20 protein-coding genes and 2 pseudogenes are annotated in these 24,885 nt (G+C 71.0%); 13 read left to right on the forward strand and 9 right to left on the reverse strand.

Going from position 1 to position 24,885, the window contains the following annotated elements; translation table 11 throughout:
- The first annotated feature begins 57 nt into the window (after positions 1-57).
- Genes StrepF001_RS26230 through StrepF001_RS26245 form a run of 4 tightly spaced genes read left to right on the forward strand, consistent with a single transcriptional unit; the run spans position 58 to position 4,932 of the window.
- Entirely contained in the window at positions 58-795 is a 738-nt protein-coding gene (locus StrepF001_RS26230) for a hypothetical protein (RefSeq protein WP_240797686.1), read from the forward strand.
- Positions 792-2,072 (forward strand): HAMP domain-containing sensor histidine kinase, encoded by a 1,281-nt coding sequence (locus StrepF001_RS26235; RefSeq protein WP_129800671.1) that lies wholly within the window; start codon positions 792-794, stop codon positions 2,070-2,072. The genes StrepF001_RS26230 and StrepF001_RS26235 overlap by 4 nt, the downstream gene beginning before the upstream one ends.
- A 38-nt stretch (positions 2,073-2,110) precedes the next feature.
- Entirely contained in the window at positions 2,111-3,475 is a 1,365-nt protein-coding gene (locus StrepF001_RS26240; protein WP_129800672.1) for an FtsW/RodA/SpoVE family cell cycle protein, read from the forward strand.
- On the forward strand, positions 3,472-4,932 hold the full coding sequence (locus StrepF001_RS26245) for a penicillin-binding transpeptidase domain-containing protein (protein ID WP_129800673.1): 1,461 nt from the start codon (positions 3,472-3,474) through the stop codon (positions 4,930-4,932). Before StrepF001_RS26240 ends, StrepF001_RS26245 begins: the two co-directional genes overlap by 4 nt.
- Before the next feature lie 7 nt (positions 4,933-4,939).
- On the opposite strand, the gene StrepF001_RS26250 is transcribed toward StrepF001_RS26245, so the two are convergent.
- Positions 4,940-6,049: a ferritin-like domain-containing protein gene (locus StrepF001_RS26250; protein ID WP_129800674.1), complete on the reverse strand. Its 1,110-nt coding sequence runs from the start codon at positions 6,047-6,049 to the stop codon at positions 4,940-4,942.
- 89 nt (positions 6,050-6,138) lie between these two features.
- Between StrepF001_RS26250 and StrepF001_RS26255 the strand changes: the two genes are divergently transcribed.
- The 4 genes from StrepF001_RS26255 (at position 6,139) to StrepF001_RS26270 (ending at position 9,520) form a co-directional block, all read left to right on the forward strand.
- Positions 6,139-7,077, forward strand: coding sequence for a diiron oxygenase (locus StrepF001_RS26255; RefSeq protein WP_129800675.1), 939 nt, complete (start codon positions 6,139-6,141; stop codon positions 7,075-7,077).
- Between the two features lie 118 nt (positions 7,078-7,195).
- Entirely contained in the window at positions 7,196-7,876 is a 681-nt protein-coding gene (locus StrepF001_RS26260; protein ID WP_129800710.1) for a TetR/AcrR family transcriptional regulator, read from the forward strand.
- Between the two features lie 88 nt (positions 7,877-7,964).
- Positions 7,965-8,273 (forward strand): hypothetical protein, encoded by a 309-nt coding sequence (locus StrepF001_RS26265; protein ID WP_129800676.1) that lies wholly within the window; start codon positions 7,965-7,967, stop codon positions 8,271-8,273.
- A gap of 101 nt (positions 8,274-8,374) precedes the next feature.
- A complete protein-coding gene (locus StrepF001_RS26270) occupies positions 8,375-9,520 on the forward strand; it encodes a C40 family peptidase (RefSeq protein WP_129800677.1) in 1,146 nt (381 codons plus the stop codon).
- Here the strand turns inward: StrepF001_RS26270 and StrepF001_RS26275 are convergent.
- The 5 genes and pseudogenes from StrepF001_RS26275 to StrepF001_RS26295 form a co-directional block, all read right to left on the reverse strand.
- Positions 9,484-10,746, reverse strand: a complete 1,263-nt coding sequence (locus StrepF001_RS26275) for a styrene monooxygenase/indole monooxygenase family protein (RefSeq protein ID WP_129800678.1) — start codon at positions 10,744-10,746, stop codon at positions 9,484-9,486. The two genes, StrepF001_RS26270 and StrepF001_RS26275, sit on opposite strands and share 37 nt — an antisense overlap.
- A gap of 69 nt (positions 10,747-10,815) precedes the next feature.
- Positions 10,816-11,454 carry an ATP/GTP-binding protein gene (locus StrepF001_RS26280; protein ID WP_129800679.1) on the reverse strand — a complete coding sequence of 213 codons (639 nt, stop codon included), beginning with the start codon at positions 11,452-11,454 and terminating at the stop codon, positions 10,816-10,818.
- Positions 11,435-11,854 (reverse strand): DUF742 domain-containing protein, encoded by a 420-nt coding sequence (locus tag StrepF001_RS26285; protein ID WP_129800680.1) that lies wholly within the window; start codon positions 11,852-11,854, stop codon positions 11,435-11,437. The genes StrepF001_RS26280 and StrepF001_RS26285 overlap by 20 nt, the downstream gene beginning before the upstream one ends.
- Complete coding sequence (locus StrepF001_RS26290; protein WP_129800681.1) at positions 11,851-12,354, reverse strand: roadblock/LC7 domain-containing protein; 504 nt, start codon at positions 12,352-12,354, stop codon at positions 11,851-11,853. The genes StrepF001_RS26285 and StrepF001_RS26290 overlap by 4 nt, the downstream gene beginning before the upstream one ends.
- A pseudogene (locus StrepF001_RS26295) lies at positions 12,351-15,312 on the reverse strand (nitrate- and nitrite sensing domain-containing protein). The gene StrepF001_RS26290 and the pseudogene StrepF001_RS26295 overlap by 4 nt, the downstream one beginning before the upstream one ends.
- 362 nt (positions 15,313-15,674) lie before the next feature.
- Here StrepF001_RS26295 and StrepF001_RS26300 point away from each other — a divergent pair.
- The gene (locus StrepF001_RS26300) at positions 15,675-16,463 is read left to right on the forward strand and encodes a protein phosphatase 2C domain-containing protein (RefSeq protein ID WP_129800682.1); all 789 of its coding nucleotides are present in this window, start codon (positions 15,675-15,677) and stop codon (positions 16,461-16,463) included.
- 4 nt (positions 16,464-16,467) lie between these two features.
- Here the strand turns inward: StrepF001_RS26300 and StrepF001_RS26305 are convergent, their stop codons facing one another.
- The 3 genes from StrepF001_RS26305 to lon form a co-directional block, all read right to left on the reverse strand.
- The gene (locus tag StrepF001_RS26305) at positions 16,468-16,959 is read right to left on the reverse strand and encodes a MarR family transcriptional regulator (protein ID WP_129800683.1); all 492 of its coding nucleotides are present in this window, start codon (positions 16,957-16,959) and stop codon (positions 16,468-16,470) included.
- Between the two features lie 238 nt (positions 16,960-17,197).
- The gene (locus StrepF001_RS26310; protein WP_206306945.1) at positions 17,198-17,695 is read right to left on the reverse strand and encodes a hypothetical protein; all 498 of its coding nucleotides are present in this window, start codon (positions 17,693-17,695) and stop codon (positions 17,198-17,200) included.
- 207 nt (positions 17,696-17,902) lie between these two features.
- Positions 17,903-20,317: an endopeptidase La gene (lon, locus tag StrepF001_RS26315; RefSeq protein WP_129800684.1), complete on the reverse strand. Its 2,415-nt coding sequence runs from the start codon at positions 20,315-20,317 to the stop codon at positions 17,903-17,905.
- Positions 20,318-20,513: 196 nt separating this feature from the next.
- Here lon and StrepF001_RS26320 point away from each other — a divergent pair, with 196 nt between their 5' ends.
- The 4 genes and pseudogenes from StrepF001_RS26320 to StrepF001_RS26335 form a co-directional block, all read left to right on the forward strand.
- Positions 20,514-21,191 (forward strand): spermidine synthase, encoded by a 678-nt coding sequence (locus StrepF001_RS26320; protein WP_129800685.1) that lies wholly within the window; start codon positions 20,514-20,516, stop codon positions 21,189-21,191.
- 113 nt (positions 21,192-21,304) lie between these two features.
- Entirely contained in the window at positions 21,305-22,045 is a 741-nt protein-coding gene (locus StrepF001_RS26325) for a response regulator transcription factor (protein WP_129800686.1), read from the forward strand.
- Positions 22,042-23,151 (forward strand): HAMP domain-containing sensor histidine kinase, encoded by a 1,110-nt coding sequence (locus tag StrepF001_RS26330; protein WP_129800687.1) that lies wholly within the window; start codon positions 22,042-22,044, stop codon positions 23,149-23,151. The genes StrepF001_RS26325 and StrepF001_RS26330 overlap by 4 nt, the downstream gene beginning before the upstream one ends.
- A gap of 281 nt (positions 23,152-23,432) precedes the next feature.
- Positions 23,433-24,885, forward strand: a pseudogene (locus StrepF001_RS26335) (2-oxo acid dehydrogenase subunit E2); the annotation flags it as partial.

The following is a 24,885-nucleotide window of genomic DNA, read 5'->3' on the forward strand; positions in this document are numbered from 1 at the left end:
CCCACGAATAAGGTGTACGCGGCCCGACCACCGTGAACCATGAGCCACAGGAGCGCAGTGCCCCTCCGTCTCCCCCCGCGCACCACCCCCGTGCGCGTCCTCGCCGTCCTCGCGGCCGTCCTCCTGGCGGCGACCGCCACGGCCTGCGGTGACGCGGGCGGGCTGCGTGGCGCGGGGGCGACACCGACCGCGGTCGGCCCGGCCCGGCTGTGGCCCGAGCTGCCGCCGGCGTCCAGCCCCGCCTTCGAGATCGGCGAGGTGGACCGGAAGGTCATGAAGGGTGTCGACGTCCCCGGCGACGACATCCGCACGGTGGACCCGGTCGCGGTGGTCCGCACCGAGATCACCGCGAACCCGGGCGACTACCGGGGGAGCAAGGCCCGGTACCGGGAGACGGCCCACCGGATGGAGGGGTGCGGCAGGGCCGGGGACCGGACCCGGTGCCCGGTCCTCGAGCCGTACTACCGGGATCTGACCGGCGACGGACGCCACGACCTGACGCTGGGCTTCCGGCTGCTGCCCGGCGAGCTGACCGCCGTCCGCGTCTACACCGTCGACAAGCACCGGCTGATGCAGGTCATGGCGTACGACGACGCCCTGAGCGGGGTGGAGATCGCCGGGCGGTCGGTGATCCTGCGCGCGCCGTCCGAGGTCACGGGCTACGAGTACCGCCTGCAGTGGACCTGGGACCCGGAGCAGCGCGCGATGCTGCTCACGCATGACGAGATGCTGCGCACCGGCAAGCGGGAGGACTCCCCCCGCCCGTCCGCGACACCCTCGGCGAGCCCTCGATGAGGCTCACGCTGCCCCGCTGGGCCGGCCCCCTGGCCGTGAAGTCCGCCCTCTTCATCACGGCGATGTGCTGCGCCCTCGCCGCGCTGCTCGGCGTCCTGGTGCATGTCTCGGTGACGCACCGGACGGTCGGCGAGGCCCGCGACCTCGCACTGTCCCGGCTGGCGGACGCCACGGCGGCGTACGAGGCCGGGGACCCGCTGTTGCCGGGCGCCGGCCTCGACCCCGACGGGCTGCCCGCGCCGCTGCGTGAGCTCGCGGCGGCCGGGAACCGCGGCACGATGGTCGCCGACCGGCAGGGCCGCCCCACGATGTGGGCGGCGGGCCCCGCCGATCGCGGCCGTGTCCTCGCGGTGGCCGTCGACTACGCGCAGCAGGCACGCACCATCGACGGACTGGACCAGGCGATCGTCTGGTCGTCGGCGCTCGCGACCGGGGCGACGGTGCTGGTGGGGGCGTTCGCGGTGACCCGGGTGACCCGGCGGCTGCACGCCACGGCGCAGGTCGCGCGGCGGATCAGCGCGGGCGACCTGGACGCGCGCGTGCACGACGCCCGTACCCGCGATCCGAGCCGGCCGCAGGACGAGGTGGCCGCGGTGGCCGCCGCGCTGGACTCCATGGCCGCCTCGCTCCAGGGCAAGCTGCAGGCCGAGCAGCGGTTCACCGCGGATGTGGCGCACGAGCTGCGCACCCCGCTGACCGGCCTGCACGCGGCGGCGGAGCTGCTGCCGCCGGGCCGCCCGACCGAGCTGGTGCGGGACCGGGTGGCGGCGCTGCGCACCCTCACCGAGGACCTGCTGGAGATCTCCCGGCTGGACACCGGGCGGGAGCGGCTGGACCTGGCCGTCGAGGAACTGGGCGTGCTGGTCGGCCGGGTCGTGCGGGCCTCCGGGACCGAGACCCGGGTGCACATCGTGCGGGACGCGCGCGTGGAGACCGACCGACGGCGGCTGGAACGCGTGCTGGGCAACCTGGTCGCGAACGCGCACAAGCACGGGCGGCCGCCGGTGGTGCTGACGGTGGACGGGTCCGTGGTGACCGTGCGGGACCACGGGGACGGCTATCCGGAGTACCTCCTGGCGCACGGGCCGCAACGGTTCCGCACGGAGGGCGGCTCGAAAGGGCACGGACTCGGCCTGACGATCGCTCTCGGGCAGGCGGAGGTGCTGGGCGCGCGCCTGGAGTTCGGCAACGCACCGGACGGCGGGGCGGTGGCGCGGCTGACGCTTGCGCTGACTCCGCCGAACGGGGGCCCGGCGTTCCCCGATGGCGCAGCATGACGGGAGAACAACTCTCCTCATTTGGGTAAGTTCCGGGCATGACGAAGGCCGGAACCGGAACCACCGTGGCAGCGGACGCACCCGCTCCCGCACTCCGCATCCCCCGGCGCCGTGGCATCGAACTCGCCCTCATCGTCCTGGCGGTGCTCCTCTCGGTGTACGGCTACTGCGCTGTCGGCCTCGCCCGGCACGACGCCGTTCCGCCCGGCGCCATGGGCTACGGTGCCGGGCTCGGCGTCCTCGCGCTGCTCGCCCACCTGACGGTCCGTCTGCGCGCCCCGTACGCCGATCCGCTGCTCCTGCCCATCGGTGTCCTGCTCAACGGCCTCGGCCTGGTGCTGATCTACCGGCTGGACCTGCAGACGCCGGGTGACCGGGCGGCCCCGGCCCAGCTCGTCTGGTCGACCCTCGGGGTGGCCCTGTTCATCGTGGTCGTCGCCGCGCTGCGCGACCACCGGGTCCTGCAGCGCTACGCGTACGTCTGTGTCGCCGCCGCCCTGGTCCTGCTCACCCTGCCGATCCTGTTCCCGGCCGTGAACGGCGCCCGGATCTGGATCCGGATCGCCGGATTCTCCATCCAGCCGGGCGAGTTCGCGAAGGTGCTGCTGGCGGTGTTCTTCGCCGCGTATCTGGCCGCGAACCGCAGTGCGCTGGCGTACGCGGGCCGCTGCATCTGGCGGTTGCAGTTTCCCACCGGCCGGGTGCTCGGGCCGGTCGTCGCCATCTGGCTGCTGAGCGTCTGCGTCCTGATCCTCGAACGCGACCTGGGCACCTCGCTGCTCTTCTTCGGCCTGTTCGTGGTCATGCTGTACGTCGCGACCGGCCGCACCGGCTGGATCGCGGTCGGTCTGCTGCTCGCGACGCTGGGCGCGGTCGCCGTCGGCCGGATGGAACCCCATGTGGCCGCCCGGATCCACGACTGGCTGCACCCGTTCGCCTCGATCGACGCCGGCCAGGGCCCGGGCCAGCTCGCGCAGTCCCTGTTCGCCTTCGCGGCGGGCGGGATGCTCGGCACGGGCCTCGGGCTCGGCCACTCCCCCCTGATCGGCTTCGCCGTCAAGTCCGACTTCATCCTGGCCACGGCGGGCGAGGAACTCGGCCTGCTGGGCCTGACCGCGATCTTCCTGCTGTACGCCCTGCTCGTCGAGCGTGGCTACCGGGCCGGCCTCGCCCTGCGCGACCCCTTCGGCCGGCTGCTCGCGGTGGGGCTCGCGTCGATCGTGGCGCTCCAGGTGTTCGTCATCGCGGGCGGGGTGACGGGCCTGATCCCGCTGACCGGCATGGCGATGCCGTTCCTGGCGCAGGGCGGCTCCTCGGTGGTCACCAACTGGGCGATCGTGGCGCTGCTGATCCGGGTGAGCGACTCGGCCCGCAGGCAGTACGACGGGCGGGTCGCCCCGTGACCCGGCACATCAGAAACGCCGCCGCCTTCTGCGCCCTGCTGCTCGTCGCCCTGCTGCTCAACGCGTCCCGCATCCAGGTCGTCCAGGCCCCGGCGTACGACGACAACCCCGCCAACCGCCGTCAGAGCATCGCCCGTTACGGCCAGCCGCGCGGCGACATCCTGGTCGGCGGCCGGCCGGTCACCGGCTCCGAGGACACCGGCGAGCAGCTCCGCTACGAACGCACCTACGCGAACGGCCCGTTGTACGCCCCCGTCACCGGCTTCGCCTCACAGGAGTACGGCACGTCGTTCCTGGAGCACGCCGAGGACGGCACCCTGTCCGGCACCGACCCGATGCTCTCGCCGTTCCCCCTGTGGTCCGACCTCACCCGGGCGCAGAACCCGGGCGGTGACGTCGTCACCACGCTCGACGCGGCGGCGCAGCAGGCGGCGTACAAGGGGCTGGGCGCACGCACGGGTGCGGTGGCGGCGCTGGAACCGGCGACGGGACGGATCCTGGCGCTGGTCTCCACCCCGTCGTACGACCCGGAGTCGCTGTCGGGGAACGGCCCGTCGGTGACCCGTTCCTGGCTCGGCCTCAACGAGGACCCTGCCAGGCCGATGCTGAACCGGGCGGCGCGGCAGACGTATCCGCCGGGCTCGACCTTCAAGGTGGTCACCGCGGCGGCGGCCCTGGACGCCGGCGTGATCAGGCATGTCGACCGGCCCACCCGCTCGCCCGACCCGTATGTCCTGCCCGGCACCACGACGCCCCTGCGCAACGCGGCCGAGGGCTGCCGGAACGCCTCACTGCGGGTGGCCTTCGAGCGGTCCTGCAACACGGTGTTCGCGAAGCTGGGCGTGGACGTGGGCGTGACCGGCATGGCGGCGACCGCCCAGGCGTTCGGCTTCAACGACCCGGGGCTGCGGATCCCCTATCCGGTCTCCCCGAGCAGCTTCGACACCAGGGTCGACCGGGCGCAGCTGGCCCTGTCGTCCATCGGGCAGTACAACACGCGGGCCACGCCGCTGCAGATGGCGATGGTCTCGGCGGCCGTCGCCAACCGCGGGCAGTTGCGGGAGCCGTACCTCGTGGAGCGCACGACCACGAACCGGGGTGCGACGGTGTTCACGGCCGGCGCCCGCCCGGTCCGCCAGGCGATGCTCCCGTCCACCGCGGCCCGGCTGCGGGAGCTGATGCGGGGCGTGGTGGAGGACGGCACCGGCACCAACGCCGCGATCCCCGGCGCGACGGTCGGCGGCAAGACCGGCACCGCCCAGCACGGCATCGGCAACACGGGTGTGCCGTACGCCTGGTTCGTGTCCTGGGCGCAGGCCGAGGACGAACTGGAGCCGAGGGTCGCGGTCGCCGTGGTGGTGGAGGAGGACGCGGCGGCGCACCGGGGACACATCAGCGGGGCCGGGGTGGCGGCGCCGATCGCCCGGGCGGTGATGGCGGCGGTGCTCAGGTCGTGAGAAGCCGTCAGTCGGGGGAGGCACCCGCTTCGATCGCCTCCGTCACCTCCGCGACCCGCTCCTGTTCCTCGGCCGCGAAGCGCTCGGCGTCGAGCCGGTCCGCGATCTCCTCGTCCTGGGACATCAGCAGGTCGAGGTTGGAGTCACCCATCTCGAGGACGCCCATGTCGACATAGGCCTGCTGGAGGCGTTTGCCCCACAGGCCGATGTCCCTGACGCAGGGGACGATGCGGCTGAAGAGCAGCTTGCGGAAGAGGGCGAGGAACTCGGACCGCTCGGTGTACTCCTCGGCCTCCGCCTTCGGGATGCCGAAGTTCTCCAGCACCTCGATCCCGCGCAGCCGGTCGCGCATCAGGTAGCAGCCCTCGATGACGAACTCCTCGCGTTCGCGCAGTTCGGCGTCGGTGAGCTGCTGGTAGTAGTCGCGCAGGGCCATCCGGCCGAAGGCCACATGCCGGGCCTCGTCCTGCATGACGTACGCCAGGATCTGCTTCGGCAGCGGCTTGTTCGTGGTGTCCCGGATCATGCCGAAGGCGGCCAGGGCGAGGCCCTCGATCAGCACCTGCATGCCGAGGTAGGGCATGTCCCAGCGGCTGTCGCGCAGGGTGTCGCCGAGCAGGGACTGGAGGTTGTCGTTGATCGGGTAGAGCATCCCGATCTTCTCGTGCAGGAAGCGCCCGTAGATCTCCGCGTGCCGGGCCTCGTCCATGGTCTGCGTCGCCGAGTAGAACTTGGCGTCCAGGTCGGGAACGGACTCGACGATCCGCGCCGCGCAGATCATCGCGCCCTGCTCGCCGTGCAGGAACTGGCTGAACTGCCAGGCGGAGTAGTGCCGCCGCAGTTCACCCCGGTCCTTCTCGGTGAGCTTCGCCCAGTGCTTCGTGCCGTACAGCGAGAGCGCCTCGTCGGGGGTGCCGAGCGGGTCGTAGGGATCGACCTCCAGATCCCAGTCGATCCGCTTCTGCCCGTCCCACTGCTTGTCCTTGCCCTTCTGATACAGGGCCAGGAGACGGTCGCGGCCGTCGTCGTACTCCCAGCTGAACCGGGCCGCACCGGTCGCGGGCACCGGCCAGAGGGGGGCTCCGGGGTCCATGGCGTACTGGTCGAAGGTCGGCATGGTGCGCAGGTTCACACGTAGTAGACGCGGGGTCAACAAGTCGCGCGCAGGGGATTGACGGGCTTGCTGACAGGCAGTCTCATAGCGGCATGACATCCCTCACCGAAACCGAGGCGCTCGAAGGGCTGCGCGACGCGCTCGGCCTGCTCAAGGACCGCGAGCAGGTGGCCGAGCGGCTGCTCGACTCCTCGGCCAAGCACTCCTTCGACCCGGACAAGGAACTCGACTGGGACGCGCCCTTCGAGGAGGGCAAGTGGTTCTGGCCGCCGGAACTGGTGTCGCTGTACGGCACGCCGATGTGGAAGCGGATGAGCGAGGAGCAGCGGATTCTGCTCTCCCGGCACGAGGCCGCCGCGCTCGCCTCGCTCGGCATCTGGTTCGAGCTCATCCTGATGCAGCTGCTGGTCCGGCACATCTACGACAAGGCGGCGACGAGCGCACACGTCCGCTACGCCCTCACCGAGATCGAGGACGAGTGCCGGCACTCCAAGATGTTCGCCCGGCTCATAGCGCACGGTGAGACGCCCTGGTACCCGGTGAGCCGCACCCACCAGCAGCTCGGCCGTCTCTTCAAGACCATCTCCACCACGCCCGGTTCCTTCACCGCGACCCTGCTCGGCGAGGAGGTCCTCGACTGGATGCAGCGGCTGACCTTCCCCGACGAGCGTGTGCAGCCACTGATCCGGGGCGTGACCCGCATCCATGTCGTCGAGGAGGCCCGCCATGTCCGCTACGCCCGCGAGGAACTGCGCCGCCAGATGGTGACCGCCCCCAAGTGGTCCCAGGAGTTCACCCGCATCACCTCCGGCGAGTTCGCCCGCGTCTTCTCGGTCGCCTTCGTCAACCCCGAGGTCTACACGAACGTGGGCCTGGACAAACGCGAGGCAATGGCCCAGGTCAAGGCAAGCGCCCACCGCCGCGAAATCATGCAGACGGGCGCAAAGCGCCTTACGGACTTCCTGGACGACATCGGAGTACTGCGAGGGGTCGGCCGACGGCTGTGGAAGTCGTCCGGCCTCCTGGCCTAGCTGCGGGCAGTCGTGCCTCCCCCAGAGGGGGGACCCCCAGGGCGGCACGGGTGGGCGCAGCGGCACCCCGCAGTGCCGGGCCGCGCACCACCCCGCCGCCGCCCCACGCCGAGTGCCGATTCAAGCAACCGCACGATTACGCTGCGGTCATGACCCCGCCACCCCCGCCTACCGCCGCCTGAGCGTAGAGGAACGCCGCACCCAACTCCTGACCGCCGCCCTCACCCTCTTCGCCCACCGCGCCCCCGAGGACGTCTCCCTCGACGACGTGGCGGAGGCAGCCGGGGTCTCCCGCCCCCTGGTCTACCGCTACTTCCCGGGCGGCAAGCAACAGCTGTACGAGGCCGCCCTGCGCTCCGCCGCAGAGGAACTCGAGCAGTGCTTCGACGAGCCGCGACAGGGCCCGCTCCTCCCCCGCCTGCACCGCGCCCTGGACCGCTATCTCGCCTTCGTCGACCAGCACGACGCCGGCTTCAGCGCCCTCCTCCAGGGCGGCAGCGTCGTCGAGACGTCCCGCACGACCGCCATCGTGGACGGCGTACGACGGGCCGCGGCCGATCACATCCTGCGCCACCTGGACATCACCGAACCGACCCCCCGGCTGCGGATGACCGTGCGCATGTGGATCACCGCCGTGGAGGCGGCCTCGCTGATCTGGCTCGACGAGAACAAGCAGCCGCCCGTCGACGAGCTGCGGGACTGGCTGGTGGAGCAGTTCGTCGCGGTGCTCTCGGTGACCGCCGCCCGCGACCCCCAGACCGCCTCGGTCGTACAGGCCCTCGCCTCGGCGAACACCTGAAGCGGACACGTGAAGCAGGCACCTGAAGCAGACACGTGAAGCGGACACCTGAAGCAGACACCCGAGGCGGATACCTGAGACTGGTCCCGTGAAGAGCGAAGACACCCCCTTCGAGGGCGGGCCCATGGACGGCCGCGTCCTGCCCGTGCTCCTCGGGCTCACCGGGCACCCGCCCAAGACGTACCGCATCCCCGTGCCGGACCCGCACGGCGGCCCGCCCACCGTGCTGGTCTACCGCCGCGTGCCACGGGGGCACGGCCGGCTCACACAGCGCTGGAAGTACGTCCACGACCCCAGCGGCGACCAGGGCGGCCGCCGCCTCGGATGGCCGTGGTCCAAACCGGACGCCAAGCCCGACGCCACGCCGGGCGGCAAGCCGGACGACGCCGACGGGTGACCTGGTTACGCCATCCCCCGCACACCCGGCGAGCGCCCCGCGCGGACCCGGGGATGCTCGCGGTGCGGAGCGCAGACGCTGCCCGCACCGGAGGTGATGAAGTGTCAGGAAGACTCCTGCGTCTGGTGTGTACGGCGACCGTGGCGGCCCACGCCGTGCTCGCCGCCGTACCCGCGGCCGCCGCACCGCAGCCGCCCGCACCCGGAAAGCGAACCGTGGCCGAGCTGCTGACGGACCTTCGGCGGCTGTACCGGGAGGCCGAGCGGGCCACCGAGGCCCACAACGCCACCGAGGAGAAGCTGAGGAAACAGCGCGCCGAGGTCCGCCGCCTTGACACCGCGCTGGCCCGCGCCCGGCTCGCCCTGCAGGACAGCCGGAGCTCCGCCGGACGGCTGGCCCGGCAGCAGTACCAGGGCAGCACCGACATCTCCCCGTACGTACGGCTGCTGCTCGCCCGCGATCCGCAGCACGCGCTCGAGCAGGGGCATGTGATCGGCCAGTTGGCCCGGGAGCGGGCCAAGACGGTGACCGAGCTGACCGGCGGCGAGCGCCGGGCCGACGAGCTGGCCCGCAAGGCCCGTACGGCCCTCGACCGCCAACTCACTCTCGCCGCACGGCAGAAGAAGCAGCGGGACGAGGTGCGCAGGCGGCTGGACGCGGTGGAGGAAATGCTCGCCTCGCTCAGTGCCGAGCAGCTGGCGGCGCTCGCCGAGTTCGAGAAGAACGGGATCGCGAAGGCGCAGCAGGAGTTCCTGGCGTCCGGCGCCCTCAGCAGTGCACAGAAGCCGACCCAGGAGGGCGACCGGGCCCTGCGCTACGCCGTGCGTCAGCTGGGGAAGCCCTACGAGTGGGGTGCGGAGGGGCCGAAGTCGTTCGACTGCTCGGGGCTGACCTCGCAGGCCTGGGCGAAGGCCGGGACGACGATCCCGCGGACCAGCCAGGAGCAGTGGGCGCGTCTGAAGCGCATCCCGATGAGCGCGCTGCGGCCCGGGGACCTGGTGGTGTACTTCCCTCAGGCCACGCACGTGGCGATGTACCTCGGCGACGGGATGGTGGTCCAGGCACCGCGGCCGGGCGCGAAGGTCAAGGTCTCGCCGATCGCGGCCAACCCGATCCTGGGGGCCGTCCGGCCCGACCCCGGCGGGGAGCCCCTGCGGCGGTACGCGCCGCCGAAGCTCCCCAAGGGCGCCATGGACGGGTCGGACGAGGGCTACGCCTCGGCCGCGCCGCCGACCTCGGCGAGGTAGGCGGCCGTCTTCTCCGGCTCGTAGAAGAAGTTCTCGAAGTCCGCCGGGTCGTTGAAGCCGTTGGCGAAACGGTCGGCGACGGGCTGGAGCTGTCCGGCGGCGCCGATGAGGTTCAGGATGTGCTCCGGTGGCGGGGCCAGCATGGCGTTCGTCCACTTGGTGACGTACTGGGCGGTGTCCCAGTAGCGGTCGAAGGTCTGCCGCATCCACGCCTCGTCGAACTCCTTCTCACCGTGTTCGAGGATCGAGGCGAGGTAGGAGGCGGCGCACTTGGACGCCGAGTTGGAACCCTGGCCGGTGATCGGGTCGTTGGCGACGACCACGTCGGCGACGCCGAGCACCAGACCGCCGCCGGGCAGGCGGCCGACGGGGTTGCGCACGGTGGGGGCGTAGCGGCCGGAGAGGGTGCCGTTCGCGTCGGTGAGTTCCACCTTGGTGGCCCGCGCGTACTCCCAGGGAACGAACTTCTCCATGAGTTCCAGGGTCAGGGAGAGGTGCTCCGCCGGGTCCTTGACGCCGTTGAAGACGTCCAGCGGGCCGCCGGGTATGCCCTCCCAGAACAGGATGTCGGCGCGGCCGGAGTTGGTGAAGGTCGGCATGACGAACAGCTCGCCGACACCGGGCACCAGGTTGCAGCGGACCGCGTCGAACTCCGGGTGCTCCGGGCGCGGGCCCAGGCCGTGCACGTAGGCGACGGCGAGGGCGCGCTGCGGCTCGCTGTACGGGGACCTCTCCGGGTCGCGGCCGAACATGGACACCAGCTCGCCCTTGCCCGCGGAGACGAGGACCAGGTCGTACGTACGGGAGAAGTAGTCGAGGTCGCCGACCGCCGCCCCGTGGATGACCAGCTGCCCGCCGCGCTGGGCGAAGGTCTCCATCCAGCCGGCCATCTTCACCCGCTGGTCGACCGACTGCGCATACCCGTCGAGGGTGCCCACCCAGTCGATCGCCCGCTGTGTCGGGCCCGGATCGTGCGAGCCGGGGGCCGCGACCGAGACGCCGAGTCCTTCGATCTTCGGGGCCTGGGACTCCCAGAAGTTCAGCTGGAGATCGCGCTCGTGCTGGAGGGCCGTGTGGAACATGCACTGCGTCGACATGACCCGGCCGGTGCGGATCTCGTCCGCCGTCCGGTTGGACATCAGGGTGACCTCGTACCCGTGGGACTGCAGGCCGAGGGCGAGCTGGAGTCCGGACTGGCCGGCTCCGACGACGAGTATCTTCCGCATGCGGGGGTGTCTCCTCCGACTACTGGGCTGCTCAGGACTACGCGGGACAACTCGGGGAGTGCTCGGGGATTACTCGGGGGTTTCCTCGAGCGCGTGGGCCACCAGGGCCAGAAGGGTCTCGATCACCGAGATCCGGCGCCGCGCGTCCATGATCATGACAGGTATGTGGGGCGGGATCGTCAGCGCCTCCCGCACGTCCTCCGGCTCGAACAGCTCCGTGCCGTCGAAGTGGTTGACCGCGACGACGTACGGCAGTCCGCAGCTCTCGAAGTAGTCGAGCGCCGGGAAGCAGTCCTTCAGCCGACGGGTGTCGGCCAGCACGACCGCACCGATCGCGCCACGCACCAGGTCGTCCCACATGAACCAGAACCGCTGCTGGCCCGGCGTGCCGAACAGGTAGAGCACCAGGTCGTCGTCGAGCGTGATGCGGCCGAAGTCCATGGCCACGGTGGTGGTCAGCTTGCCGGGCGTGGCGGTGAGGTCGTCGGTCTCCTCACTGGCCTCGGTCATCAGCGCCTCCGTCTGGAGCGGCGTGATCTCCGAGACCGAGGTGACCAGCGTGGTCTTGCCCACGCCGAAACCGCCCGCTACGACGATCTTCGTGGCGATGGGGGCACGGGTGCGGTCCGTCTGCCAGGTCTTGAGGTTGTCGTCGGGCTCGACGAGGGGGGAGACGCCACGGGCGGCGTCAGAGACGACGGAGTCCACTCAGCACCCTTTCCAGCAGAGCGCGGTCCGGCCGGCCCGTGCCGTGACCGGTTCCGGTTCCGTACACACGGATCTTTCCCTGGTCCGCGAGATCGCTCAACAGGACGCGGACCACGCCGAGCGGCATCTTCAGCAGCGCGGCGATCTCGGCCACCGTGCGCATCCGGCGGCACAGTTCGACGATGGCCCGCATCTCCGGCATCACCCGGGTGGTGAGGGAACCATTCGTCAGTTCCTTGCGTTCCTCGGGCGCTTCGAGGGCGGCGGTGCTGGCCACGAACGTCTCGACCAGCAGCACATGCCCGAAGCGGGTACGACCGCCGGTCAGCGAGTAGGGGCGCACCCGGGCGGGCTTGCGGTCCCCGCCGCGCACGGGAAGCTTCTTGGACGTACTGCTCATCGGGCACTCCCCGTAGGTTCGGACTCCAGGGATTTTCGGAGCTCGCTGCGGAGTTCGGGCGTCAGGACGTGACCGGCACGGCCGACGAACAGCGCCATGTGGTACGCCACGACGCTCATGTCGCAGTCCGCGGAGCCGTGCACGCCGAGCAGCGAACCGTCGCTGATCGACATCACGAACAGGCTGCCCTCGTCCATCGCGACCATCGTGTGCTTCACGCCGCCGAAGTCCAGCAGCCTGGCTGCGCCGATGGTGAGGCTGCCGATGCCGGAGACGACGGTGGCGAGGTCGGCGGAGGAGCCGCGCGGACCGGTGGGCCGGCCCTCGCGGGGCCGGCGCGCCGCCTCGTTCCGGCCGGGGTCAGAGGAGAGCAGCAGCAGACCGTCGGAGGAGACCACCGCGACCGACAGGATGCCGGGCACCTCCTCGACGAGGTTGGTCAGCAGCCAGTGCAGATTGCGGGCTTCACTGCTCAGTCCGAAGGTACTGGGAGCGGTCAACTGCTTGCCTCCTCGACGGTGCCCCCCGTGGCTTCTTCGGCATGTGCGTGTGCGCTGGGCGTCCGGGACGTTGCGTCCGGCGTCGTCGTCTCGGCCGTGCCTTCGGCGATTTCCGCCTCGACGTCCCGGCGACCGGCCTCCGCTCCCCGGCGGAAGCCGCCCAGCCGGCGGCGCAGTGCCTCGGCGTCGACGGATCCGCTGCGCGGCCGGGGCGCCGAAACGGGCGCGGTGATCTTCGGGGTGCGCTTGGGCAACCCCTTGTCGGTGACGGGCTCGTCCCCCTCGTCGGGGGCGCGCTCGTGGGTGTCGGGGCCGATGGAATAGGGGTCGGCGGGGGGCGCGTCCGTGCGGTGCACGTCCGCGGGGTACGCGTCCGCGGGCCGGGGCTCGGTGGGGCGGGCCTCGGGGGCGTAGGGTCGCCGGGTTTCGCGTCGCGGGGTGTACTGCCGTGGCCGGTTCCGCGGGCGTGGGCTCCGGGATGAGGAGCTCCATCGTGGTCTCGGCGGGGGTGTCGGACGCGGGCGCGCTCTCGTGCGGCTCCGCGCTCTCCCGTACGGCCTCGTCGGCCTCCGCGCTCTCCCGTACGGCCTCGTCCGTCTCCACGGTCTCCCGTACGGCCTCGTCGGCCTCGGTGGACTCGTCGGTCGCCGCGGTCTCCTCGGGCTCGGCGGCCTGCTCCCGTACCGGCTCCTCCGGCTCCGCGTCCCGCGCCTGTACGGCCTTCTCCGCCAGCGCGACCAGCGGGTCGCCGCTGTCCGAGCGACCGTGCAGGACGTTGGAGTTGGCCTCCGCGTCGGCGCCCGGCAGGGAGAACGTGTGCGTACCGGCGGCCGTCGGTGTGACCGTCGGGACCGCGGACTGCGGGGCCTCGGCGAGCAGCCCCTGGGGCAGTACGACGACGGCCGCGACGCCGCCCTGCTTCTGCGCGCGCAGCTGCACCCGCACCCCGTGCCGCTGGGCGAGCCGGGCGACGACGTACAGACCGAGCCCGAGCCCGTCCTCGCCCTCCTGGTCGTACGTGGCCTCGGGGTCGAAGTCGGCGAGGCGGGCGTTGAGGCGGCTCATCCGCTCGTCGGTCATGCCGATGCCCTCGTCCTGGACGGAGAGCATGACCTCGCCGTTCTCCAGGAGCCAGCCGGAGACCTCGACGGGCAGGTCGGGCGGGGAGAACGCGGTGGCGTTCTCCATGAGTTCGGCCAGCAGGTGCGACAGGTCGTCCGCGGCGAACCCGGCGATGTGCGCGTGCGGCGGCAGCGCGGCGATCCGGACCCGCTCGTACCGCTCGATCTCGCTGACCGCGGCACGCACCACGTCGACCATCGGGACGGACCCGGCGTGCTGCTGGATGTGCTCGGCGCCGGCCAGGACGAGCAGGTTCTCGCTGTGCCGGCGCATGACGGTGGCGAAGTGGTCGAGCTTGAACAGGGTGGCGAGCCGGTCGGGGTCCTGCTCACGCTCCTCCAGGCCCTCGATGACGCCGAGCTGCCGCTCGACCAGGCCGAGGGTGCGCAGCGCGAGGTTGACGAAGGTGCCGCCGATGCTCTCGCGCAGCCGCTGCAGCCGGCCGGCGGCCTCGTCGAGTTCGGCGCGCAGCTCCTCGCGGGCGTCGGCCATCTTCTGCCGCTGGCCGATGAGGTGCTTGCGGTCGGACTCGAGGGTGGTGACACGCTCGTGCAGGGCCACGGCCTGGGCGTGCAGGGCGTTGACGGAGCGGACGACCTGGGCGAACTCGTCGTTGCGGCCGGTGAACTTCACGGGCTCTGCGGCGGCCGGGTCCTCGGCGCCGGCCAGCCGGGCCGAGCCGATCCGCAGGACGGCGAGCGGGCGGGTGAGGCTGCGGGCCAGGCCGGTGGCGACACCGACGGCGAGGAGTATCAGGGCGCCGAGGATCGCGATGCGGATCTCCAGCTCGGTGACATCGTCGTCGCGCAGCGCCTCGAGGTCCTTGATGCGACGCTCGTAGAGGGCGGACTCGACGCCGCGCATGGTGTCGACGCGGGCGGAGAGGGCGGCGTCCAGCTTGCCTGCGTCGGTGGCGAGTTCGCGGTCGGAGAGGGTGGGCTGGTCGGTGAGGGCGGCGAGGTACTGGTCGGCGGCGTTGACCTCGGGGCCGGTGACCGTGGAGTCGTACGAGGAGCGGGCGGCCTTGGTCGCGGTGTCGTGGAAGTCGGCGAGGGCGGCGTCGGAACGCAGCCGGGCCTGCAGGGCGGCGGCGGTGAGGGCGGCGCGCTGCTTGGTGTCGGCGTCGGAGGAGACGACGGTCTCCGTCGGCAGGCCGGTGACGGGGTCGATGACCGTCTGGGTGGTACGCGGCACGTTGAGGGCGGCGAGGAGCAGTCCGCGGGTGACGGCGGCCTGCTGGACGGCGGTGTCGAGCTCGGCGAGGGCGTGCGCTCCGGAGCCTGCGCGGGGCGGGAACTGTTCGGCCAGTTCCTCGGCGAGCCGATGGAGTTCGCCGATGGCGTCGGAGTAGGCCTCGTGCGCTTCGAGAGCGGTGCTCTTTCCGGTGAGCGCCGCTCTGCGCACGGCCGCGATGTCATCGAGGTCCGCCCGCAGCGAGGCGGGGGTGTCGGTGTTCGCGCGCAGCTCCTCGACCTGCCGGTCGACCCGGGCGCTGCGCTGCTCGGAGGGCGCCTTGGACTTGGGGCGGCCGGCCGCGACGTAGGAGGTGACCTCGTCGCGTTCGTCGGCAAGGGAGTGGGCCAGGACGAGGGCGTCCCGGGTCTGCCCGGCCAGCGTCACCAGGTCCTGGCTGTCGCTCAGCTGTCCGGAGGCGGCGACGACCGAGGGGGCGCCGGCCCCGGCGATGGCGGCGGCCACGACGGCCACGGCCACGATCAGCCGGTTGCGTACGTGGGTCGGGCGGCCCCTGCCGACAGGGGTGCGCTCCGCGCCCCCTTCGGAGGCCGTCTGCTTGCCTGTGCGCCGAGGCCTCTTCTTCTGCACCGGTGCTCGCATTCCTGACTCGTGTACCCATGGGCCCGGGCGACGCTCCGTCAACTGGTGTGCACACCCGGTGCGGTTCCGGTCCCCGACCCTCCCAGTGCCGGTGGTCAGTGGTCGCCCATCACCTGACCCGCCACCCGAAGGAGTGAACATCGGAGGGGAGTTGGCGGGCAAGTTCCTCCGGCGCGCGCGACGGCCCCGCGCGGCGGGCCGGTTGGACGCGGGCGGCGGGCTTTGGCAGTATTCGCCGCCACGTCTTCCCGGAGCCCGCCATTCCACCCCAAACCCGGCGCCTGACCTGCGACGGTACGGCGGTCCGGCGACCGATGGCACCCTTTCGCGGACCTTGTGAAGGGCTCGTGCAGACTGGCCGGATGCGCACAGAACTGGTTTCGGAGCCGGCCGATCCGGCCCGCCCCAACGAGGACTTCGCCGGTGTCGGACTTCCCGCCTGCGGACAGGGCGGTTCGCTCGTGGTGCTGGACGGAGTGACCCCGCCGAGGGGCGGGACAGGCTGTCTGCATTCCGTTCACTGGTACACCGCCCGACTCGGCGGGGCGCTGACCGAACTGACCGTTTCACTCCCGGATGTTCCCCTGTCCGACGCCCTGGCCCGCGCCATAACGCGTACGGCCGAGTCCCATGCCGAAACCTGTGAGCTTTCTCACCCGCGCACCCCGCAGGCGACCGTGGTCCTCGCCCGCTGGTCCCCGGCGACCGTCGAGTATCTGGTCCTCGCCGACTCGGCCCTTCTCGTCGAGTCCCCCGACGGCACGGTCACGCCGTACCTCGACGACCGCCTGTCCCGCCTCCCCCGCGCGAGCCTGGCCACCGACGCCCTGGTCGACGCCACCGTCCGCAACAAGGAGGGCGGCTTCTTCACGGCCGCCGCGGATCCCTCGGTGGCCGCACGGGCGGTGACCGGGGTCCTGCCGCGCAGCGAGGTCCGCGCCCTGGCGGCACTGACGGACGGGGCGACCCGGTGGACGGAGAAGTTCCGGGAGGGCGACTGGACGGACCTCTTCACCTTCGTACGCAAGAAGGGGGCGCAGGCGCTGATCGACCGCGTCCGCACCCTCGAGGCCGCCGACCGCGAGGAGCGGACGCATCTGGGCCGCAGCAAGACCCACGACGACGCGACGGCCGTCTACGCGGAGCTCTGACCGGCTACTTCTCCATCCCGGTGTTCAACTGGTGCAACAGCCGGGCGAGTTCGGCCACCTCGCGGCGGTCCCAGTGGGCGAGCTTGCGGACGTACCGCGCCCGGCGGGCTTCCCGGACCCGCTGCACCCGCGTCCGCCCCTCGTCGGTGAGGTGCACCAGCCAGGCGCGGCCGTCCGCCGGATCGGGTTCGCGGGCCACCAGCCCCAGCTCATCGAGGGCGCGGAGCTGGCGGGACATGGTGGCCTTGCCGACGCCGATGTAGGCCGCGAGCTCGGTGGCCCGCTGCGCGCCGCACTCGTCCAGCCGTACGAGGAGTCCGTACGCGGCCGACTCCAGGTCCGGATGGACCTCGCGGGCCATCTCGCCCTGGTTGGCGCGGGCCCGCCGCAGGAACACGGTCAGCTCGCGTTCCAGGGCCAGGAACTCCTGGTCCACACCAGTCGGCGACGCGCCGCTTCCGCCGCGATGTCCGTCGCCGTTTCCGTCCACGTGCACGTCAGTCCCCTGATCCGGTTTCCCGATCCTGAAAGTTCCTGCCAGCCACCGGCCGTTGCCGCAGCTCTCTCAGTATTTCGCAGGCGTAGACCAACGGCAGTGTCCGGAGCTCTTCCCTCCTCCGGTCAGGTCGACGACGCACTGCCGCTGCCCCGCCGGTGGAGGGCCGGCGGGGCAGCGAGTCGGTGCGGTTCGGTTCGCGGCGTGGTTCTGTCGGGATCAGCCGACGTCGCCGCCGTTACCAGCGGTAATCGTTCCTGTCCTTCCAGTCGTGATCGTGCCGGTCCTTCCAGTCGTGATCGTGCCGGTCCTTCCAGTCGCGATCGTGCCGGTCCTTCCAGTCGCGATCGTGCCGGTCCTTCCAGTCGCGATCGTGCCGGTCCTTCCAGTCGCGATCGTGCCGGTCCTTCCAATCGCGATCGTCGTCGTCGTTCCACCAGTAGTGGTCGTCGTCGTTCCACCAGTAGTGGTCGTGGTGCTTGTACCACTTGCAGTGTTTGTGCCACTGCCCGAACTTGTGGTGCTTGTGCCACTTGCAGTGCCAGTACTTGTGCCCGTGGTCGCCCTGCGTGGCGACCGTGCTCACGGTCGGCGATTCAGGCATCGAGGACGCCGAGGCCGCACTCGCCGGGAGGATGATCCCTCCGGCGGCCACCACACCCGAAGCCGCGACGGCCGCGACGCGGATTCCGCGCTTCTGGCGGATTTCCTGTCTGTTTCCCTTGGTGCGAGTCATGGGTTTCTCCTACTTCCGAGGAGCCTTCTCGTTCTCCGGCGTTTCCGGTGAAACCGCACTTCAAGTAGGCCGGAACTGCACAAAAGAGTCAGGTCACGAAAATTCGGGACTTGACACCACAAGGAGTAAAGGTGGTTAATACGCACTCATGGCGAAGGCCCGGGCCTCCCTCACGGGCCCCGGGCCTTGCCTATCCGGTCACGCCCGTCACGCCGCGACCGGAACCTCCGACTCCGCGCCGTTCGTGGCCGGCGACAGGGCCAGTTCGAGGACCTGGCGGACGTCGGTGACGGCGTGGACATCGAGCTTGTCCAGCACCTCGGCCGGGACGTCGTCCAGGTCGGGCTCGTTGCGCTTGGGGATGATCACGGTGGTGACACCCGCACGGTGCGCGGCGAGCAGCTTCTGCTTCACACCGCCGATCGGCAGGACGCGGCCGGTCAGCGAGACCTCGCCGGTCATCGCCACGTCCGTACGGACCAGGCGGCCGGACAGGAGTGACGCCAGTGCCGTCGTCATCGTGATGCCCGCGCTCGGGCCGTCCTTCGGTACCGCACCCGCCGGGAAGTGGATGTGCACGCCCCGGTCCTTCAGGTCGGCGACCGGGAGTTCCAGCTCGGCACCGTGGCTGCGCAGGAAGCTCAGCGCGATCTGCGCCGACTCCTTCATCACGTCACCCAGCTGTCCGGTCAGCGTCAGGCCCGCCGCGCCCGTCTCCGGGTCGGACAGCGACGCCTCGACGTACAGCACGTCACCGCCCGCCCCCGTGACCGCGAGGCCTGTCGCCACGCCCGGTACCGCCGTGCGCCGTTCGGCCGGGTCCTGGGCCGACTCGGGTACGTGGTGCGGTCGTCCGATCAGACCCCGCAGGTCACCGTCCCCGATCGTGAACGGCAGCTCCCGCTCGCCCAGTTCGTGCTGTGCCGCGACCTTGCGCAGCAGCCGTGCGATGGACCGCTCGAGGTTGCGGACGCCCGCCTCGCGCGTGTACTCGCCGGCGAGCTTGCGCAGCGCGCCCTCGTCGATGACGACCTCGTCCTTGTCCAGGCCGGCCCGCTCCAGCTGGCGCGGGAGCAGGTGGTCACGGGCGATGACGATCTTCTCGTCCTCGGTGTAGCCGTCGAGCCGGACCAGCTCCATACGGTCGAGCAGGGCCTCCGGGATGGCCTCCAGGACGTTGGCGGTGGCGAGGAAGACGACGTCGGACAGGTCGAGTTCGACTTCCAGGTAGTGGTCGCGGAAGGTGTGGTTCTGCGCAGGGTCGAGGACCTCCAGCAGGGCCGCGGCCGGGTCGCCGCGGAAGTCCGACCCCACCTTGTCGATCTCGTCCAGGAGCACGACCGGGTTCATCGACCCGGCCTCCTTGATGGCGCGGACGATACGGCCGGGCAGCGCACCGACGTACGTACGCCGGTGACCACGGATCTCGGCCTCGTCGCGGACACCGCCGAGGGCGACGCGGACGAACTTGCGGCCCATGGCGTGGGCGACGGACTCGCCGAGACTCGTCTTGCCGACGCCTGGCGGCCCGACGAGGGCGAGCACGGCACCGCCACGCCGCCCGCCGACGACTCCGAGCCCGCGGTCCGTACGCCTCTTCCGCACGGCCAGGTACTCGGTGATCCGCTCCTTCACGTCCTCCAGGCCCGCGTGCTCGGCGTCCAGGACCGTCTTGGCGCCCTGGATGTCGTACGCGTCCTCGGTCCGCTCGTTCCACGGCAGTTCGAGCACCGTGTCGAGCCAGGTCCGGATCCACGAGCCCTCCGGCGACTGGTCGCTGGACCGCTCCAGCTTGTCGACCTCCTTGAGGGCGGCCTCGCGGACCGTCTCGGGCAGGTCGGCGGCCTCTACGCGGGCGCGGTAGTCGTCGGACTCCTCGCCGTCCTTCTCGCCGTTCAGCTCGCGCAGTTCCTTGCGTACGGCTTCCAGCTGCCGTCGCAGCAGGAACTCGCGCTGCTGCTTGTCGACGCCCTCCTGGACGTCCTTGGCGATGGTTTCGGCGACGTCCTGCTCGGCGAGGTGGTCGCGCAGCTGCTGGGTGGCGAGCTTGAGGCGCGCGACCGGGTCGGCGGTCTCGAGCAGCTCCACCTTCTGCTCGGTGGTGAGGAAGGGCGAGTACCCGGAGTTGTCGGCAAGCGCGGACACGTCGTCGATGGCCTGCACACGGTCGACGACCTGCCAGGCGCCGCGCTTGCGCAGCCAGGCGGTGGCAAGGGCCTTGTACTCCTTCACCAGTTCGGCCACCGCGCCCGGCAGCGGCTCGGGCACGCTGTCGTCGACCCGCGTCCCCTCGACCCACAGCGCCGCACCCGGCCCGGTGGTCCCGGCACCGATCTTCACGCGGCCGCGACCGCGGATCAGGGCGCCCGGGTCACCGTCGGCGAGCCGCCCGACCTGCTCGACGGTGCCGAGCACACCGGTGCTCGCGTACGTCCCGTCGATCCGGGGCACCAGCAGGACCTTCGGCTTTCCGGGCTCGGACCGGGCGGCGGCCTGTGCGGCCTCCACCGCGGCACGTACGTCGGTGTCGTTCAGATCCAGCGGAACCACCATTCCGGGCAGCACGACCTCGTCGTCGAGCGGCAGCACGGGCAGGGTGAGCGGTGTGGACATCGAAGCCATGATCTCCCCTTAGGCAGTCAAGTTGAGCTATGCCGACTCAATGCACGGGAGCCGTCGAATGTTCCCCCGGATCCGTTCGCTCTGAGCGATCATTCCCGGGCCGCTGCTGCGCCTCTGTGTCAACGCCGCCGGGAGTCGAGTCACTCCCGTCCCTTATTCCGTCTACATGTCGTCAGAGAAGTGCCAGGATGAACGGATGGCCACCACCTACGACATCCCCGAAGTCCTGGACCGTCGTGAGGGCCCGTCGGGCGAGGTCGTGCTGCGCCGGCACGGGACCCTGCTGCAGATCATCGTCAACGGCTGTTTCCTGATGGACACCTCCGACGGACGATCGGAGCGGCGGCTGGTCGACGCGGCGCTGAACGCCCTGGACAGGAGGGCGGCGCCCGCGGTGCTGATCGGCGGACTCGGGGTCGGATTCTCGCTCGCACACGCCGCCGCGAACCCCCGCTGGGGCCGGATCACGGTGGTCGAGCGCGAGCGTGCCGTCATCGACTGGCACCGCGACGGACCGCTCGCCGAGCTGTCTCGCGAGGCCCTCGCCGACAGCCGTACGGAGATCGTCGAAGCGGATCTGATCGACTTCGTCAATGAGACTTCCGCCACGTTCGACGCGCTGTGCCTGGACATCGACAACGGGCCCGGGTGGACCGTCACGGAGGGGAACGACGGGCTGTACTCGGCGGCCGGACTGGCAAGCTGCGCAAGGGTGTTGAGACCCGGCGGTGTGCTCGCCGTGTGGTCGGCGCAGCCCTCCCCGGAATTTGAAGGATCCTTGCGGAATGCCGGTTTCCGGTGTGTGCGTACCGAAGAGATCCCCGTTGCCCGGGGCGTTCCGGACGCCGTGCATCTCGGCGTACGACCTGGATAGCCGAGCTGCGGTGACTCCCCGTACGCTGCATCCCTGACGCCGATCATTCAAGCGTCAATCGCAGTCATGGGATCACCCCACGGATTCCGGAAAGCACACTTCAGGGGCGGGCGATGGAGCAGACACACACCTCCCACAACGGCACGGCGGCGACCACCCCGGGCGCACAGCGCCGGGTGCTGGTGGTCGAGGACGACGCGACGATCGTCGACGCCATCGCGGCCCGCCTGCGCGCCGAGGGATTTCTCGTACAGACGGCCAGTGACGGCCCGGCCGCCGTCGACACGGCCGAGGCCTGGCAGCCCGACCTGCTGATTCTCGACATCATGCTGCCGGGCTTCGACGGCCTGGAGGTCTGCCGGCGGGTGCAGGCCCAGCGGCCGGTGCCGGTACTGATGCTCACCGCGCGCGACGACGAGACCGACATGCTGGTGGGCCTCGGCGTCGGCGCCGACGACTACATGACCAAGCCGTTCTCGATCCGGGAGCTGGCCGCGCGCGTGCATGTGCTGCTGCGCCGGGTCGAGCGGGCCGCGGTCGCGGCCGCCACTCCGCGCACCGGCATCCTGCGCCTGGGCGAGCTGGAGATCGACCACGCACAGCGCCGGGTCCGGGTGCGCAGCGAGGACGTGCATCTGACGCCCACCGAGTTCGACCTGCTGGTCTGCCTGGCGAACACGCCGCGCGCGGTGCTCTCGCGTGAGCAGCTGCTGGCCGAGGTGTGGGACTGGGCGGACGCCTCCGGCACCCGTACCGTCGACAGCCACATCAAGGCGCTGCGGCGGAAGATCGGCGCCGAGCGGATCCGCACGGTGCACGGCGTGGGCTACGCCCTGGAGACACCGACGCCATGAGCGAGGGGCGGCCGGCCGCACGGAGGAGCCCCGGGGAGCCCTGGGGCGGCGTACGCCCGTTCTCGATCAAGACCAAGCTGGGTGCGCTGGTCGTCATCTCGGTGCTGATCACCACCGGGCTGCTGATGATCGCGGTGCGCACCGAGACCGAGCTGCGCTTCATCACGGTCTTCTCGATGATCGCCACCCTGTTGATCACGCAGTTCGTGGCACATTCGCTCACCGCACCGCTGGACGAGATGAACGCGGTGGCCCGCTCCATCTCGCACGGCGACTACACCCGGCGGGTCCGTGAGAACCGGTGGGACGAGCTGGGCGACCTGGCCGTCACGATCAACCGCATGGCCGACGACCTGGAGGCTCAGGACAACCAGCGCAAGGAGCTGGTCGCCAACGTCTCGCACGAGCTGCGCACACCGATCGCCGGGTTGCGCGCGGTCCTGGAGAACATCGTGGACGGCGTCACGGAGGCCGACCCGGAGACCATGCGGACGGCCCTGAAGCAGACGGAGCGGCTGGGACGTCTCGTGGAGACGCTCCTCGACCTGTCGCGTCTGGACAACGGCGTCGTACCGCTGAAGACGCGGCGGTTCGAGGTGTGGCCGTATCTGTCCGGGGTGCTGAAGGAGGCCAACATGGTCGCCTCCGCGCGGGCGGGCATCGCCTCCGGCTCCGGCAGTCACACGCGTACGGACGTCCATCTGCACCTCGACGTGTCCCCGCCGGAGCTGACCGCGCACGCCGACCCGGAGCGGATCCACCAGGTCGTCGCCAACCTGATCGACAACGCGGTCAAGCACAGCCCGCCGCACGGCCGGGTCACGGTGAAGGCGCGGCGCGGGGCGCTGCCCCAGTCGCTGGAGCTCGAGGTCCTGGACGAGGGTCCGGGCATTCCGCGGTCGGAGTGGCACCGGGTCTTCGAGCGGTTCAACCGGGGTGCCGTCAACCGGCCGCACGGTCCGGGCAGCGACGGCGGCACGGGCCTCGGCCTGGCGATCGCCCGCTGGGCGGTGGATCTGCACGGCGGCAAGATCGGTGTGGCCGAATCCGAGCGGGGCTGCCGGATCCTTATCACCCTTCCGGGACTGCCGTCCGTGCCAAGTTGACGTAAAGTTCGAAGCGGAGCCACAAGATCCACAGGCGTCCGCACTGCAGGACACGTGTGATCAGGCGAAGGCCCGCGTCTCGTATGCGCCGGGCCCGGGTCAGTGCATCCCTTTCACACCGGAACCACGCTTGTTTCCCGCCATTTCCATCCCCGAAACACGTGCTCAGATGTGACTTACGCGACGATGAACGGGCCCGGCCTGACCTTCTCGGTCATGGAGGCGTAGCCTTGATTCCCGCTGTCCATCACCTTGTGAAGCGGAAGAGGGCGGTTGCCGCCGTGTCGCCACAGTCCCCCAGTAACGCATCGAGCATCTCGACCGACGCCGATCAAGCGGGCAAGAACCCCGCTGCCGCGTTCGGTCCCAACGAGTGGCTCGTCGACGAGATCTATCAGCAGTACCTCCAGGACCCGAATTCGGTAGACCGTGCCTGGTGGGACTTCTTCGCCGACTACAAGCCGGGGGCCCCGTCCGCCCCGGCTCCGGCGGGTACCGCGGCTGCGGAGACCACCACCACGGCTCAGACGCCGGCCCCGGCCCAGGCAGCTCCCGCGGCCCCGGCCCAGGCAGCTCCGGCCGCTCCCGCCGCCCCGAAGCCGCCGCCGCGCCCGCCCCGGCTCCGGCGAAGGCCCCGGCCCCGGCCCCGGCCCCGGCCGCCAAGCCGAAGGCAAAGGCCGAGCCCGCCGCCGCGCCGACGGCGCCGGAGGGCCCCGAGCTGATCACTCTGCGCGGCCCGGCCGCGGCCGTCGCGAAGAACATGAACGCCTCCCTGGAGCTGCCCACGGCCACGTCCGTGCGCGCGGTCCCGGTGAAGCTGCTCTTCGACAACCGCATCGTCATCAACAACCACCTCAAGCGGGCCCGGGGCGGGAAGATCTCCTTCACGCACCTGATCGGCTACGCGATGGTGCAGGCCATCAAGGCCATGCCGTCGATGAACTGGTCGTTCGGCGAGAAGGACGGCAAGCCGACCCTCGTCAAGCCGCCGCACATCAACCTCGGCCTCGCCATCGACCTGGTCAAGCCCAACGGCGACCGCCAGCTGGTCGTCGCGGCGATCAAGAAGGCCGAGACGCTGAACTTCTTCGAGTTCTGGCAGGCCTACGAGGACATCGTCCGCCGCGCCCGCGACAACAAGCTGACGATGGACGACTTCACCGGCGTCACGGTCTCCCTGACCAACCCGGGCGGCCTCGGCACCGTGCACTCGGTCCCGCGTCTGATGCCCGGCCAGTCGGTCATCATGGGCGTCGGCTCGATGGACTACCCGGCGGAGTTCCAGGGCACGTCCCAGGACACGCTCAACAAGCTGGGCATCTCCAAGGTCATGACGCTCACGTCGACGTATGACCACCGGGTGATCCAGGGCGCCGCCTCCGGCGAGTTCCTCCGCCAGGTCGCGAACCTGCTCCTCGGCGAGAACGGCTTCTACGACGACATCTTCGAGGCCCTGCGCATCCCCTACGAGCCGGTCCGCTGGCTCAAGGACATCGACGCCAGCCACGACGACGACGTCACCAAGGCCGCCCGCGTCTTCGAGCTGATCCACTCCTACCGGGTCCGCGGCCACGTCATGGCCGACACCGACCCGCTGGAGTACCGCCAGCGCAAGCACCCCGACCTGGACATCACCGAGCACGGCCTCACCCTGTGGGACCTGGAGCGCGAGTTCGCCGTCGGCGGCTTCTCCGGCAAGTCCCTGATGAAGCTGCGCGACATCCTCGGCGTCCT

This window comes from Streptomyces sp. F001 (genome assembly GCF_004187715.1).
In the GTDB taxonomy this organism is placed as follows: Bacteria; Actinomycetota; Actinomycetes; order Streptomycetales; family Streptomycetaceae; genus Streptomyces; species Streptomyces flavusporus.